At 69.9% G+C, this 12,717-nt stretch carries 12 protein-coding genes; 11 read left to right on the top strand and 1 reads right to left on the bottom strand.

The genetic code is table 11. The features are described from left to right. The first annotated feature begins 308 nt into the window (after window positions 1–308). Window positions 309–1,151: an RNA polymerase sigma factor WhiG gene (gene whiG, locus GKQ77_RS02860; RefSeq protein WP_219686979.1), complete on the top strand. Its 843-nt coding sequence runs from the start codon at window positions 309–311 to the stop codon at window positions 1,149–1,151. Between the two features lie 118 nt (window positions 1,152–1,269). Next, complete coding sequence (locus GKQ77_RS02855; RefSeq protein WP_219686994.1) at window positions 1,270–1,827, top strand: TetR/AcrR family transcriptional regulator; 558 nt, start codon at window positions 1,270–1,272, stop codon at window positions 1,825–1,827. Between the two features lie 25 nt (window positions 1,828–1,852). Here GKQ77_RS02855 and GKQ77_RS02850 read toward each other — a convergent pair whose 3' ends face one another. Next, entirely contained in the window at window positions 1,853–2,401 is a 549-nt protein-coding gene (locus GKQ77_RS02850; protein WP_219686978.1) for a M23 family metallopeptidase, read from the bottom strand. 345 nt (window positions 2,402–2,746) lie between these two features. On the opposite strand from GKQ77_RS02850, the gene rpsB reads away from it, so the two are divergent. The 9 genes from rpsB (at window position 2,747) to GKQ77_RS02805 (ending at window position 12,656) form a co-directional block, all read left to right on the top strand. After that, on the top strand, window positions 2,747–3,676 hold the full coding sequence (gene rpsB / locus GKQ77_RS02845) for a 30S ribosomal protein S2 (RefSeq protein ID WP_219686977.1): 930 nt from the start codon (window positions 2,747–2,749) through the stop codon (window positions 3,674–3,676). 101 nt (window positions 3,677–3,777) lie between these two features. Further along, window positions 3,778–4,614, top strand: a complete 837-nt coding sequence (tsf, locus tag GKQ77_RS02840; RefSeq protein ID WP_219686976.1) for a translation elongation factor Ts — start codon at window positions 3,778–3,780, stop codon at window positions 4,612–4,614. A 199-nt stretch (window positions 4,615–4,813) separates the two neighbouring features. Then, a complete protein-coding gene (pyrH, locus tag GKQ77_RS02835; RefSeq protein ID WP_125515376.1) occupies window positions 4,814–5,575 on the top strand; it encodes a UMP kinase in 762 nt (253 codons plus the stop codon). A 156-nt stretch (window positions 5,576–5,731) separates the two neighbouring features. Beyond that, entirely contained in the window at window positions 5,732–6,289 is a 558-nt protein-coding gene (frr, locus tag GKQ77_RS02830) for a ribosome recycling factor (RefSeq protein WP_219686975.1), read from the top strand. A gap of 31 nt (window positions 6,290–6,320) precedes the next feature. Next, window positions 6,321–7,367 (top strand): phosphatidate cytidylyltransferase, encoded by a 1,047-nt coding sequence (locus tag GKQ77_RS02825; RefSeq protein WP_219686974.1) that lies wholly within the window; start codon window positions 6,321–6,323, stop codon window positions 7,365–7,367. A 100-nt stretch (window positions 7,368–7,467) separates the two neighbouring features. Next, window positions 7,468–8,574 carry a dual-specificity RNA methyltransferase RlmN gene (gene rlmN / locus GKQ77_RS02820; RefSeq protein ID WP_055534624.1) on the top strand — a complete coding sequence of 369 codons (1,107 nt, stop codon included), beginning with the start codon at window positions 7,468–7,470 and terminating at the stop codon, window positions 8,572–8,574. 250 nt (window positions 8,575–8,824) lie between these two features. Continuing rightward, complete coding sequence (locus tag GKQ77_RS02815) at window positions 8,825–9,907, top strand: thiamine ABC transporter substrate-binding protein (RefSeq protein WP_219686973.1); 1,083 nt, start codon at window positions 8,825–8,827, stop codon at window positions 9,905–9,907. Next, window positions 9,883–11,574 (top strand): ABC transporter permease, encoded by a 1,692-nt coding sequence (locus GKQ77_RS02810; protein ID WP_219686993.1) that lies wholly within the window; start codon window positions 9,883–9,885, stop codon window positions 11,572–11,574. Before GKQ77_RS02815 ends, GKQ77_RS02810 begins: the two co-directional genes overlap by 25 nt. Further along, a complete protein-coding gene (locus GKQ77_RS02805) occupies window positions 11,574–12,656 on the top strand; it encodes an ABC transporter ATP-binding protein (protein WP_219686972.1) in 1,083 nt (360 codons plus the stop codon). Before GKQ77_RS02810 ends, GKQ77_RS02805 begins: the two co-directional genes overlap by 1 nt. Window positions 12,657–12,717 lie beyond the last annotated feature (61 nt).

The following is a 12,717-nucleotide window of genomic DNA, read 5'->3' as shown; positions in this document are numbered from 1 at the left end:
AGTTGATACGGCGGCCTCGTCACACAGTGCGACGGACGCGACCCCGCGGGGTGCTCAGCGGAACGTATCTGCGCACGCGCGATCCCATAGTCTTCGCACACTGCGACCTTTCAGTCACGCTACGCTCACAAGGATTCCGACGCGGACAGGCAAATCAGCGGACAGGCAATCAGACGGACGACCTCATTCACCCCACGCACACCCCCCACCGCGCGGGCGCGAGCGGCAGCCGCGAATCCGCCGCCCCGCGCGACCTCATCGACCCACGCGACCTCACCAGTTCACGGCAGAACGGCTCAAGGCGACGAATGCCCCAGCACACCTCAGGGTCCGACCGGGCGGCGGTCCCTCCCGCCGCCCGTAGCGGCGAGCGGGAGCGGCCTCCCGCCCCCTCGTCGCTGGACGAGTTGTGGCGGTCGTACAAGGCGACAGGCGACGGGCGGCTGCGGGAGCAGCTGATCCTGCACTACTCGCCGCTGGTGAAGTACGTCGCGGGCCGGGTGAGCGTGGGGCTGCCGCCCAATGTGGAGCAGGCGGACTTCGTCTCGTCCGGGGTGTTCGGTCTCATCGACGCGATCGAGAAGTTCGACATCGAGCGGTCGATCAAGTTCGAGACCTACGCGATCACGCGTATCCGTGGCGCCATGATCGACGAACTGCGGGCGCTCGACTGGATCCCGCGGTCCGTGCGGCAGAAGGCACGCAACGTCGAGCGTGCCTACGCCACCTTGGAGGCGCAGCTGCGGCGCACCCCCTCGGAGGGCGAGGTCGCCGCGGAGATGGGAATCGCGCTGGAGGAACTGCGCGCGGTTTTCAGCCAGTTGTCGCTGGCGAACGTGGTGGCGCTCGAGGAGTTGCTGCACGTCGGCGGGGACGGCGGCGACCGGCTGAGCCTCATGGACACGCTCGAGGACCACGCGGCCGACAACCCCGTGGAGGTCGCCGAGGACCGGGAGCTGCGCAGGCTGCTCGCACGGGCGATCAACACACTGCCCGAGCGCGAGAAGACCGTCGTGACGCTCTATTACTACGAAGGGCTCACGCTCGCCGAGATCGGCAATGTGCTCGGGGTGACCGAGAGCCGGGTGAGTCAGATCCACACGAAATCGGTGTTGCAGCTGCGGGCGAAGCTGGCCAGTTTTGGCCGCTGAGGTCGCGCGGGGAGTGAGCTGAATCGTCCCTGCCCGCGGCATGTGCGCGCGGCAGCGACTCCCGCGCGGGGCCCGCCGTCCGTAAAGTGGAGCCGTGCCAAGGATTCGAGCGGCCTCTGTGGCCGAGCACCGGTCGATGCAGCGCGGGGCCCTGCTGGACGCCGCGAGGTCCCTGCTGTCCGAGGGCGGTACGGAGGCGTTGACCTTCCCCGCTCTCGCGGAGCGCACCGGGCTCGCCCGGTCGTCCGTGTACGAGTACTTCAGGTCGCGGGCGGCCGTGGTCGAGGAGCTGTGCGAGGTCGACTTCCCCGTCTGGGCCGCGGAGGTCTCGGCGGCGATGGAAGGGGCGCGGTCCCCCGAGGGCCAGGTCGAGGCGTATGTGCGGCGGCAGCTGGCCCTGGTGGGGGACCGGCGCCACCGTGCCGTGGTCGCCATCTCCGCCAGCGAGCTGGACGCCGGGGCCAGGGAGAAGATCCGGGCCGCGCATGGCGGGCTCATCGCGATGATCGTCGAGGCGCTCCAGGCCCTGGGGCACGAGCAGCCCCGGATGGCGGCGATGCTGCTCCAGGGGATCGTGGACGCGGCCGTGCGGCGGATCGAACTGGGCGCCGCGGAGGACCCCTCCGCCATCACGGAGGCGGCGGTCTCGATGGCTCTGCGCGGGGTGCGCGGCTGAGGTCCCTGGGCCCGTGAGGCCCCGCTCACGACGTCGGTGGTCCGGTCAGTGGGAGCAGGCGGGACGGGCCGGGGTGCAGTAGCCGGGGCGGGAGCAGGGCCAGCGGGTCCAGATAGGCGTCGGCTCTGCGCAGGCCCCAGTGGAGGCAGGCCTCTGGGCAGTGGCCCGTCGGGCGTTCCAGGGTGCCGACCTGTTCGCCCGCGGTGACCTCGGCGCCCTTCTTCAGCGTGGCGCGCACCGGCTCGTACGTCGTGCGCAGCGAGGGCGCTCCGGTGCCGTCCAGCTCCACCGAGACCACGCCTCTGCCCGCCACCCGGCCCGCGAAGGAGACCCGGCCGGGTGCCACCGCCCGCACCGGGGTGCCCGGGGGCGCGGCGAGGTCGACGCCCCGGTGGCCCGCGCCGTACTCGGTCGAGGGTGGATCCCACGCGCGTACGAGAGCGGGGCGGGTGCCCGCGGGGGCGGCCACCGGCCAGGTCGTGGCCACCGGGGAAACCGGGGGCGGGCTCGGGAGTGGGTTCAGGGCGGTCGCCAGCAGTGCGGTCAGTGTCGTCAGGAGCAGTTCCAGGCGCATGGCAGAACCGTCCCGCGTCCCGGCGTTCCGCAGGGATCATGGTCGGGATCTGTGGAGTACCGGCCGGTTGTGGAAAGCCGTGTCACCCGTCGGGGGGAAAGTGGCGAGCGGATCCGTCACCAGGTCACGGGCAGCGGCGTCATCCGGCGCCCCGCGGGTCCCGTACACTTCTTGTGGCGATCCGGGTCACCGGGTCGACTTCGCACGCCCCGACATCAGGCCCTCACAGGCCGGTGTCAGCGCCCCTCGGTCCCTAGGTCTCTAGTGGCAAGGCGCACAGCGGGCGTCAGGCGCGAGTGCCGTCCGGCACACGCGGCACAACCGAGAATCTCAAGGAGAGCGGCCATGGCCGTCGTCACGATGCGGGAGCTGCTGGAAAGCGGCGTCCACTTCGGTCACCAGACCCGTCGTTGGAACCCGAAGATGAAGCGCTTCATCTTCACGGAGCGCAACGGCATCTACATCATCGACCTGCTCCAGTCGCTGTCGTACATCGACCGCGCCTACGAGTTCGTCAAGGAGACCGTCGCCCACGGCGGCACGGTCATGTTCGTCGGCACGAAGAAGCAGGCGCAGGAGGCCATCGCGGAGCAGGCCACCCGCGTCGGCATGCCCTACGTCAACCAGCGCTGGCTGGGCGGCATGCTCACCAACTTCTCGACCGTCTACAAGCGTCTGCAGCGCCTCAAGGAGCTCGAGCAGATCGACTTCGAGGACGTCGCCGCTTCCGGTCTGACCAAGAAGGAGCTTCTCGTGCTCTCGCGCGAGAAGGCCAAGCTGGAGAAGACCCTCGGTGGTATCCGCGAGATGTCCAAGGTGCCCAGCGCCGTCTGGATCGTGGACACCAAGAAGGAGCACATCGCGGTCGGTGAGGCCCGGAAGCTCAACATCCCGGTCGTCGCCATCCTCGACACCAACTGCGACCCCGACGAGGTCGACTACAAGATCCCCGGCAACGATGACGCGATCCGCTCCGTCACCCTGCTCACCCGCGTGATCGCCGACGCCGTCGCCGAGGGCCTCATCTCCCGCTCCGGCGTCGCCACCGGTGACTCGAAGCCGGGCGAGAAGGCCGCCGGCGAGCCGCTCGCCGAGTGGGAGCGCGACCTCCTCGAGGGCGAGAAGAAGGCCGACGACGCCGAGGCCCCCAAGGCCGAGGAGCCGAAGGCCGCCGAGGCCGAGGCCGAGGTTCAGAAGTCCGCCGAGACGGAGAAGGCCGCCGACGCCGAGCAGGCCGAGGCTCCCGCCGCCGCCGCGGACGCCGAGCAGGCCTGACCTCACAGGTTCGGTAGTTGACGGCGGGGGCCCGATCGGCCCCCGCCGTTCACCCGTAGACCTCCGTAGATCTTTCAAGACTTCGAGAGAGAATTTCGATCATGGCGAACTACACCGCCGCTGACGTCAAGAAGCTCCGTGAGCTCACGGGCGCCGGCATGATGGACTGCAAGAAGGCGCTCGACGAGGCCGAGGGCAACGTCGACAAGGCCGTCGAGGCGCTCCGCATCAAGGGCCAGAAGGGCGTCGCCAAGCGCGAGGGCCGCTCCGCCGAGAACGGCGCCGTGGTCTCCCTCATCGCCGACGACAACACCTCCGGTGTCATCGTCGAGCTGAAGTGCGAGACGGACTTCGTCGCCAAGGGCGAGAAGTTCCAGGCCGTGGCGAACAACCTCGCCGCCCACATCGCCAAGACGTCCCCGGCCGACATCGAGGCGCTGCTCGCCTCCGAGATCGAGGCCGGCAAGACCGTCCAGGCGTACGTCGACGAGGCCAACGCCAACCTCGGCGAGAAGATCGTCCTGGACCGCTTCGCGCAGTTCTCCGGCGCCTACGTCACCGCGTACATGCACCGCACGATGCCCGACCTGCCCCCGCAGATCGGTGTCCTCGTCGAGCTGGACAAGGCCGACGCCGACGTCGCCAAGGGCATCGCGCAGCACATCGCCGCCTTCGCGCCGAAGTACCTCTCCCGCGAGGACGTCCCGGCCGAGGTCGTCGAGTCCGAGCGTCGCGTCGCCGAGGAGACCACCCGCGCCGAGGGCAAGCCCGAGGCCGCGCTCCCGAAGATCGTCGAGGGTCGCGTCAACGGCTTCTTCAAGGAGGCCACCCTCCTCGGCCAGCCGTACGCGCTGGACAACAAGAAGTCGGTCGAGAAGGTTCTCGCCGAGGCCGGTGTCTCCCTGAAGCGCTTCTCGCGCATCAAGGTCGGCATCTGAGTCCGTACCGCGATCGACGGTAGACCCCGCTAGGGTCGACAGCGGTCGCCCGCGTGGGGAACCCCGCACAGGGAGCCCATACGCGATGTACGACCGCAGGATCTGACGAGGAGGCCACTGCCGAGCATGGGATGCGAACGACACCCCACCGGCAGTGGCCTTCTTCGTATGTGTGTCAAGTAAGAGAAGCGAGAACACCATGACCACCAAGGCCGACTCGAAGAGTGACGACGACAAAGGCGCCGGACGCTTCCTGCTGAAGCTCTCCGGCGAGGCGTTCGCCGGCGGGGGCGGCCTCGGGGTCGACCCCGACGTGGTGCACGCCATCGCGCGCGAGATCGCGGCCGTGGTCCGCGACGGCGCCCAGATCGCCATCGTCATCGGCGGCGGCAACTTCTTCCGCGGCGCCGAGCTCCAGCAGCGCGGCATGGACCGGGCCCGCTCGGACTACATGGGCATGCTCGGCACGGTCATGAACTGCCTCGCCCTCCAGGACTTCCTGGAGAAGGAGGGCATCGACAGCCGCGTGCAGACCGCCATCACCATGGGCCAGGTCGCCGAGCCGTACATCCCGCTGCGCGCCGTGCGCCACCTGGAGAAGGGCCGCGTGGTCATCTTCGGCGCCGGTATGGGCATGCCGTACTTCTCCACCGACACCACCGCCGCGCAGCGCGCCCTGGAGATCGACGCCGAGGCGCTGCTCATGGGCAAGAACGGCGTGGACGGCGTCTATGACTCCGACCCGAAGACCAACCCCGACGCGGTGAAGTTCGACGCCCTCGGCTACGGCGAGGTCATCACCCGCGACCTCAAGGTCGCCGACATGACCGCGATCACGCTGTGCCGGGACAACAAGCTGCCCATCCTCGTCTTCGAGCTGCTCTCCGAAGGCAATATCGCCCGGGCCGTCAAGGGTGAGAAGATCGGCACTCTCGTGGGTGACCAGGGAAGCCGGGCCTGACCCCGGAGACCTGGGTCAGTCTCAAGAGACGGACGCGAGACGTCACTTGAGAGGGATGGACAAAGCCCTGCCGGTCGGACACCGTGCAGGAAAGACACGCGACGCAGCCGGCCGCCCCGTGCTAGCCGGGCCTACTCAGACACGCAGGAGCAAGTGGTGATCGAAGAGACCCTCCTCGAGGCCGAGGAGAAGATGGAGAAGGCCGTCGTGGTCGCCAAGGAGGACTTCGCCGCGATCCGCACCGGCCGTGCGCACCCGGCGATGTTCAACAAGATCGTGGCGGACTACTACGGCGCGCTGACGCCGATCAACCAGCTGGCCTCGTTCTCGGTGCCGGAGCCTCGGATGGCCGTGGTGACCCCGTTCGACAAGAGCGCGCTGCGCAACATCGAGCAGGCGATCCGCGACTCCGACCTCGGCGTCAACCCGAGCAACGACGGAAACATCATCCGGGTGACGTTCCCCGAGCTGACGCAGGACCGCCGCAAGGAGTACATCAAGGTCGCCAAGACCAAGGCCGAGGACTCCAAGGTCTCGATCCGCTCCATCCGCCGCAAGGCCAAGGAAGCCTTCGACAAGGCGGTCAAGGACGGCGACATCGGCGAGGACGAGGGCCGTCGTGCCGAGAAGGACCTCGAGGACCTCACGTCGAAGTACGTCACCCAGGTGGACGAGCTGCTCAAGCACAAGGAAGCCGAGCTGCTCGAAGTCTGAGGCTCAGTCCGAGGAATCAGGAATCCGATCCGTGAACGACTCTTCCTGGGGGGCGCGGCCCACAGCCGGGTACTGGGTGCCGCCCGACCAGGGGTCTGGTCAGGGGGCGCCCCCGGCAGGTCCCGCGTACGATGCGCAGGACGTGCTGCTGCCGTCCGTGACGCAGCCGATGCCCGTCGTGCCCGACACCCCCGCGCCCCCGCAGGAGCCCATGCCCAGCGCCTCCCAGCCCGCCCCGGCAGCGCCGCAGCCAGCGCCGAAGAAGAGCGCGGGCCGTGATCTCGGTGCGGCCATAGGAGTCGGTGTGGGCCTCGGCGCGGTGATCATCGCGTCGCTCTTCATCGTCAAGGCCGTCTTCATCGGCGTCATAGCGGTCGCCGTCGTGGTCGGCCTCTGGGAACTCACCTCCCGCCTCGAGGAGCGCAAGGGCATCAAGGCGCCGCTCGTGCCGCTCGCGGTGGGCGGCGCGGCGATGGTCGTCGCCGGGTATGTCCGGGGGCCCGAGGGCGCGTGGGTCGCGATGGCGCTCACCGCGCTCGCGGTCCTGGTCTGGCGCATGACCGAGCCTCCCGAGGGCTATCTGAAGGACGTCACGGCAGGCGTCTTCGCGGCCTTCTACGTTCCCTTCCTCGCGACGTTCGTGGCGCTGATGCTCACCGCGGACGACGGGGCGTGGCGGGTGCTCACGTTCCTGCTGCTCACCGTCGTCAGCGACACCGGCGCGTACGCGATCGGCTGGCGCTTCGGCAAGCACAAGCTGGCGCCGCGCATCAGCCCCGGCAAGACCCGTGAGGGCCTGTTCGGCGCGGTGGGGTTCGCGATGGGCGCGGGCGCGCTGTGCATGGAGTTCCTGATCGAGGACGGCGTGTGGTGGCAGGGGCTGCTCATCGGCCTCGCGGTCGCGGCGAGCGCCACGCTCGGTGACCTCGGCGAGTCGATGATCAAGCGGGACCTCGGCATCAAGGACATGGGCACGCTGCTGCCGGGCCACGGCGGCATCATGGACCGGCTCGACTCCCTGCTGCCGACGGCGCCGGTGGTCTGGCTCCTGCTCGTGGTCTTCGTCGGGTCGGGCTGACCGACCGATTACCGGTCTGACCTGCGCAGATGTAGGTAAGGGGCTCGTTGTCCACAGGGCGGCGGGCCCCTTGTCGTATGTCTGCGACACTGGAAGGACCATGCCTGTACCCGGAGAACTCACCTTCGTCGCGCCCCGCGGAGCCAAGAAGCCGCCGCGGCACCTCGCCGACCTCACGCCCGCCGAGCGCAAGGAAGCCGTCGCCGCCATTGGCGAGAAGCCGTTCCGCGCCAAGCAGCTCTCGCAGCACTACTTCGCGCGGTACGCCCACGACCCGGCCGAGTGGACCGACATCCCCGCCGGTGCGCGCGACAAGCTCCGGGAAGCACTGCTGCCCGACCTGATGTCCGTGGTGCGGCACATCAGCTGCGACGACGACACCACGCGCAAGACGCTGTGGCGCCTCTTCGACGGGACGCTCGTCGAGTCGGTCCTGATGCGCTACCCCGACCGGGTGACCATGTGCATCAGCTCCCAGGCGGGCTGCGGCATGAACTGCCCGTTCTGCGCCACGGGCCAGGCGGGTCTCGACCGGAACCTGTCGACGGGCGAGATCGTCCACCAGATCGTCGACGGCATGCGCGCCCTCAGGGACGGCGAGATCCCCGGCGGGCCCGCTCGTCTGTCGAACATCGTCTTCATGGGCATGGGCGAGCCGCTGGCCAACTACAACCGCGTGACCGGCGCCATCCGCCGCCTCACCGACCCCGAGCCGGACGGCCTCGGTCTCTCGCAGCGCGGGATCACGGTGTCGACGGTGGGGCTCGTGCCCGCCATCCACCGGTTCTCCGACGAGGGCTTCAAGTGCCGCCTCGCGATCTCGCTGCACGCCCCGGACGACGACCTGCGCGACACCCTCGTACCGGTCAACACGAAGTGGAAGGTGCGGGAGGTCCTCGACGCGGGATGGGAGTACGCGGCCAAGTCCGGGCGCCGTCTCTCCATCGAGTACGCGCTGATCCGCGACATCAACGACCACGCGTGGCGCGGTGACCGCCTGGGCCGGCTGCTCAAGGGCAAGCCGGTGCACGTGAACCTGATTCCGCTGAACCCGACGCCGGGTTCGAAGTGGACGGCGTCGCGGCCAGAGGACGAGAAGGCGTTCGTGGAGGCCATCGCCGCCCATGGGGTGCCGGTGACGATCCGGGACACCCGGGGCCAGGAGATCGACGGGGCGTGCGGTCAGCTCGCGGCCGCCGAGAGGTAGTCTGGCGGTCGTACGCCTCGTACACACGATCGCGTACGGCACGTACCCACATCTGCATATTCCGACAGGGGAGCGCCACAGCGCTGAGAGTGCGGCACCTTGGACAGGTGGGCCGCAGACCCTCTGAACCTCGCCCAGGTCATTCTGGGTAGGAAGTTCGGGCATTACTCAAGCTGTTGCGCCCTGCCCGCAGGCGTTTCGCCGGCGGGCAGGGCCGCGTCTCTTCCTGGACACCCAGGAGGACATTCCAGTGAGCACCAAAAAGGTCACGTTCACCGCCGTCGCGGTGGGCATCGGGCTCGTCGCCGTCTCGGCGTGCGGCGGCTCCGGCGGCGATTCCACCAAGGGCGACTCCAAGAGCGTCACGCTCGTCACGCATGACTCCTTCAACGTCTCCAAGGACGTACTGAAGGACTTCGAGAAGCGGTCCGGGTACCAGGTCAAGGTCCTCAAGGACGGTGACGCGGGCGCCGCCGTGAACAAGGCGATCCTCTCCAAGGACAACCCCCAGGGCGACGTCTTCTTCGGCGTCGACAACACGCTGCTCTCCAGGGCGCTCGACCACGGGCTCTTCCAGTCGTACGAGGCCAAGGGCTCGGACAAGATCAAGCCCGAGTACCGCGTCGACCAGGGCAAGCACCGGGTGACGCCCGTGGACAGCGGCGACATCTGTGTGAACTACGACAAGAAGTACTTCGCCGACAAGAAGCTGGCGCCGCCGAAGTCCTTCGACGACCTCCTCGAGCCGCGGTACAAGAACCTGCTGGTCACCGAGAACGCCGCGACCTCCTCGCCCGGGCTCGGATTCCTGCTCGGCACCGCCGCGAAGTACGGCGACAAGGGCTGGGAGAGGTACTGGAAGCGGCTCGATGCCAACGGCGTCAAGGTCGTCGACGGCTGGGAGCAGGCCTACAACGAGGAGTTCTCCGGGTCCGCGGGCGGCAAGAAGGCCAAGGGCGACCGGCCGCTCGTCGTCTCCTACGCCTCCTCGCCGCCCGTCGAGGTGCTGTACGGCAAGCCGCAGCCGAAGGAGGCCCCGACCGGCGTCGCGACCGGCACGTGCTTCCGTCAGGTCGAGTACGCGGGTCTGCTCAGCGGCGCCGGGAACACCAAGGGCGGCAAGGCCCTCCTCGACTTCCTCGCGGGCGAGGAGTTCCAGGCGGACATGCCGCTGAACATGTTCGTGAACCCGGTGCGCGAGGGCACGAAGCTGCCCGAGCTGTTCACCGAGCACGGCGTGAGGGTCGACAAGCCGCAGACCATGGACCCGAAGAAGATCGCCGAGAACCGCGAGCCGTGGATCAAGTCGTGGACCTCGCTCGTACGGAAGTGACGAAGCCCCGCTCCCGCGCGGGCTTCGGCCGGGGGAGCGCGGCGCGGCTCGGTCTGCTGGCCCTGCCCGTCGCGTTCTTCGCGGTCTTCTTCGCCTATCCGGTCACAGCGATCGTCGCGCGAGGTCTGCACGTCGACGGGGTCTGGCGGTTCGGGCGGATCGCGGAGGTCCTTGGGCAGTCCGACATCCGGCACGTCCTGTGGTTCACGACCTGGCAGGCGCTCGCGTCGACAGCGCTCACGCTGGTGATCGCGCTCCCCGGCGCGTATGTCTTCGCGCGCTTCGACTTCCCCGGCAAGCAGGTGCTGCGGGCGGTCGTGACCGTGCCGTTCGTGCTGCCGACAGTCGTCGTCGGGACCGCGTTCCTCGCGCTGATCGGGCGGGGCGGGCTCCTCGACGAGCTGGGGGGCGTACGGCTCGACACGACCGTGTGGGCGATCCTGCTCGCGCACGTGTTCTTCAACTACGCGGTCGTCGTGCGCACGGTCGGCGGGCTCTGGTCGCAGCTCGACCCGCGGCAGGAGGAGGCCGCGCGGATGCTCGGCGCCTCACGCTGGACGGCCTGGCGGACCGTGACGCTGCCCGCGCTCGGGCCTGCCGTCGCGGCCGCCGCGCTCATGGTCTTCCTCTTCACCTTCACCTCCTTCGGTGTCGTGCAGATCCTCGGCGGGCCCGCGTACTCCACGCTGGAGGTGGAGATCTACCGGCAGACCGCCCAGCTCCTCGACCTGCCGACGGCCGCCGTCCTGACGCTCGTGCAGTTCGCGGCGGTCGGCCTGATCCTGGCTGTCCACGCGTGGACGGCGCGGCGGCGCGAGAGCGCGCTGAAGCTGGTCGACGCCTCGGCCGTGGCCCGCCGCCCGCGTGGGGCCGGACAGTGGTCGCTGCTCGGCCTGGTCGTGGCCACGGTCGCGCTGCTGATCCTGCTGCCGCTCGGCGTGCTCATCGAGCGCTCCTTCGACGGTCCCGACGGCTACGGACTCACGTACTACAGGGAGCTGACCTCGGCCGAAGGCGGTGCCTTCCTCGTGCCGCCGATCGAGGCGGTCTGGAACTCACTCCAGTACGCGCTCGTGGCCACGGCCCTCGCGGTCGTCATCGGCGGGCTCGCGGCCACCGCCCTGACCCGGAGAGCCGGTCGCCTCGTACGAGGGTTCGACGCGCTGCTCATGCTGCCGCTCGGGGTCTCCGCGGTGACCGTCGGCTTCGGCTTCCTGATCACGCTGGACGAGCCGCCGCTCGATCTGCGGGCCACCTGGATCCTGGTGCCGCTCGCCCAGGCGCTGGTCGGCGTGCCCTTCGTCGTACGCACCATGCTGCCCGTGCTGCGCGCGGTCGACGGGCGGCTGCGCGAGGCGTCGGCCGTGCTCGGCGCCTCGCCGCTGCGGGCGTGGCGGGAGGTCGACCTGCCGATGGTGCGGCGGGCGCTCCTGATCGCCGCCGGGTTCGCCTTCGCCGTGTCGCTCGGTGAGTTCGGGGCGACCGTCTTCATCGCGCGGCCCGACAACCCGACGCTGCCGGTCGCCGTGGCGCGGCTGCTCGGGCGGGCCGGGGACCTCAACTACGGCCAGGCGATGGCCCTTTCGGCGATCCTCATGGTGGTGTGCGCGGTGTCGCTGCTGCTCCTGGAACGCATCCGTACCGAACGCACCACGGGAGAGTTCTGATGGGTCCGCAGCCAACTCCGGCCGCCTTGCTGAGACTGCGTGAGGCGACGGTCCGGTTCGGGGCGCGGGCCGTGCTCGACGCCGTGGACCTGGAGGTCGCCGAGCACGAGATCGTCTGCGTGCTCGGGCCGAGCGGCAGCGGCAAGTCGACACTGCTGCGGGCGGTCGCCGGGCTCCAGGCGCTGGACGCGGGGCGGGTCGAGCTGGGCGGACGCGACCAGCGTGGGGTGCCCGCGCACAAGCGGGGCGTCGGCCTGATGTTCCAGGACCACCAGCTCTTCCCGCAGCGCGATGTGGCGGGCAATGTCGCCTTCGGGCTGCGCATGCACGGCGCCTCGCGGGGCGAACAGGCCGACAGGGTGGCCGAATTGCTCGAACTGGTCGGGCTGCCGAAGGCGCAGCGGCGCGCGGTCGCCTCGCTCTCCGGGGGCGAGCAGCAGCGGGTCGCCCTCGCGCGGGCGCTGGCGCCCCGGCCCCGCCTGCTGATGCTGGACGAGCCGCTGGGCCAGCTCGACCGCTCCCTGCGCGAACGCCTCGTCGTCGAACTGCGGGAACTCTTCGGCGAGTTGGGCACGACCGTGCTGGCCGTCACGCACGACCAGGGCGAGGCCTTCGCGCTCGCCGACCGGGTCGTCGTCATGCGGGACGGGCGGATCGCCCAGTCCGGCACGCCGCTCGAGGTGTGGCAGCGGCCTGTGGACGAGTTCGTCGCGCGGTTCCTGGGCTTCGACAACATCGTCGGGGCGACGGTCACCGGCGACACGGCGGACACGGTGTGGGGCAAGATCCCCGTGCCGGCCGGCGTCCCCGCGGGGCGGTGCGAGGTGCTTGTGCGGCCCGCCGGGGTGCGGCTCGTCGGCGCCGACGAGGGGCTGCCGTGCGCGGTGACGGCGCGCACCTTCCGCGGCACCCATGTCGCCGTGCACCTCCAGCCCAAGGAGGGCCCGCGCCTGGAGGCGGCGTGCGCGCTGCGCCGAGCGCCGGGGGTCGGGGAGACGGTCGGGATCACCTTCGACGCGGAGGACGTGGTCGTCCTCGGGGGCGGGGGCGACTCCGGGGACACGGCGCTCCGGAAGGGCTGATGGCGTACGCCCGCGCGGAAGGGCCGGGCGTGGGTGCGGCGGGAGTGGGCCGGGGGCTGTC

It is taken from the genome of Streptomyces anatolicus (assembly GCF_019400875.1).
Lineage (GTDB): Bacteria > Actinomycetota > Actinomycetes > Streptomycetales > Streptomycetaceae > Streptomyces > Streptomyces anatolicus.
Note: the sequence above shows the minus strand (reverse complement) of the source record. Positions and strands in the feature narration are given on the sequence as shown.

Bases quoted from the DNA above. Each gene is read 5' to 3' on its own strand.
- whiG (WP_219686979.1), top strand. From the start codon at position 309: ATGCCCCAGCACACCTCAGGGTCCGACCGGGCGGCGGTCCCTCCCGCC.
- GKQ77_RS02850 (WP_219686978.1), bottom strand. From the start codon at position 2,401: ATGCGCCTGGAACTGCTCCTGACGACACTGACCGCACTGCTGGCGACC.
- rpsB (WP_219686977.1), top strand. From the start codon at position 2,747: ATGGCCGTCGTCACGATGCGGGAGCTGCTGGAAAGCGGCGTCCACTTC.
- tsf (WP_219686976.1), top strand. From the start codon at position 3,778: ATGGCGAACTACACCGCCGCTGACGTCAAGAAGCTCCGTGAGCTCACG.
- pyrH (WP_125515376.1), top strand. From the start codon at position 4,814: ATGACCACCAAGGCCGACTCGAAGAGTGACGACGACAAAGGCGCCGGA.
- rlmN (WP_055534624.1), top strand. From the start codon at position 7,468: ATGCCTGTACCCGGAGAACTCACCTTCGTCGCGCCCCGCGGAGCCAAG.
- GKQ77_RS02805 (WP_219686972.1), top strand. From the start codon at position 11,574: ATGGGTCCGCAGCCAACTCCGGCCGCCTTGCTGAGACTGCGTGAGGCG.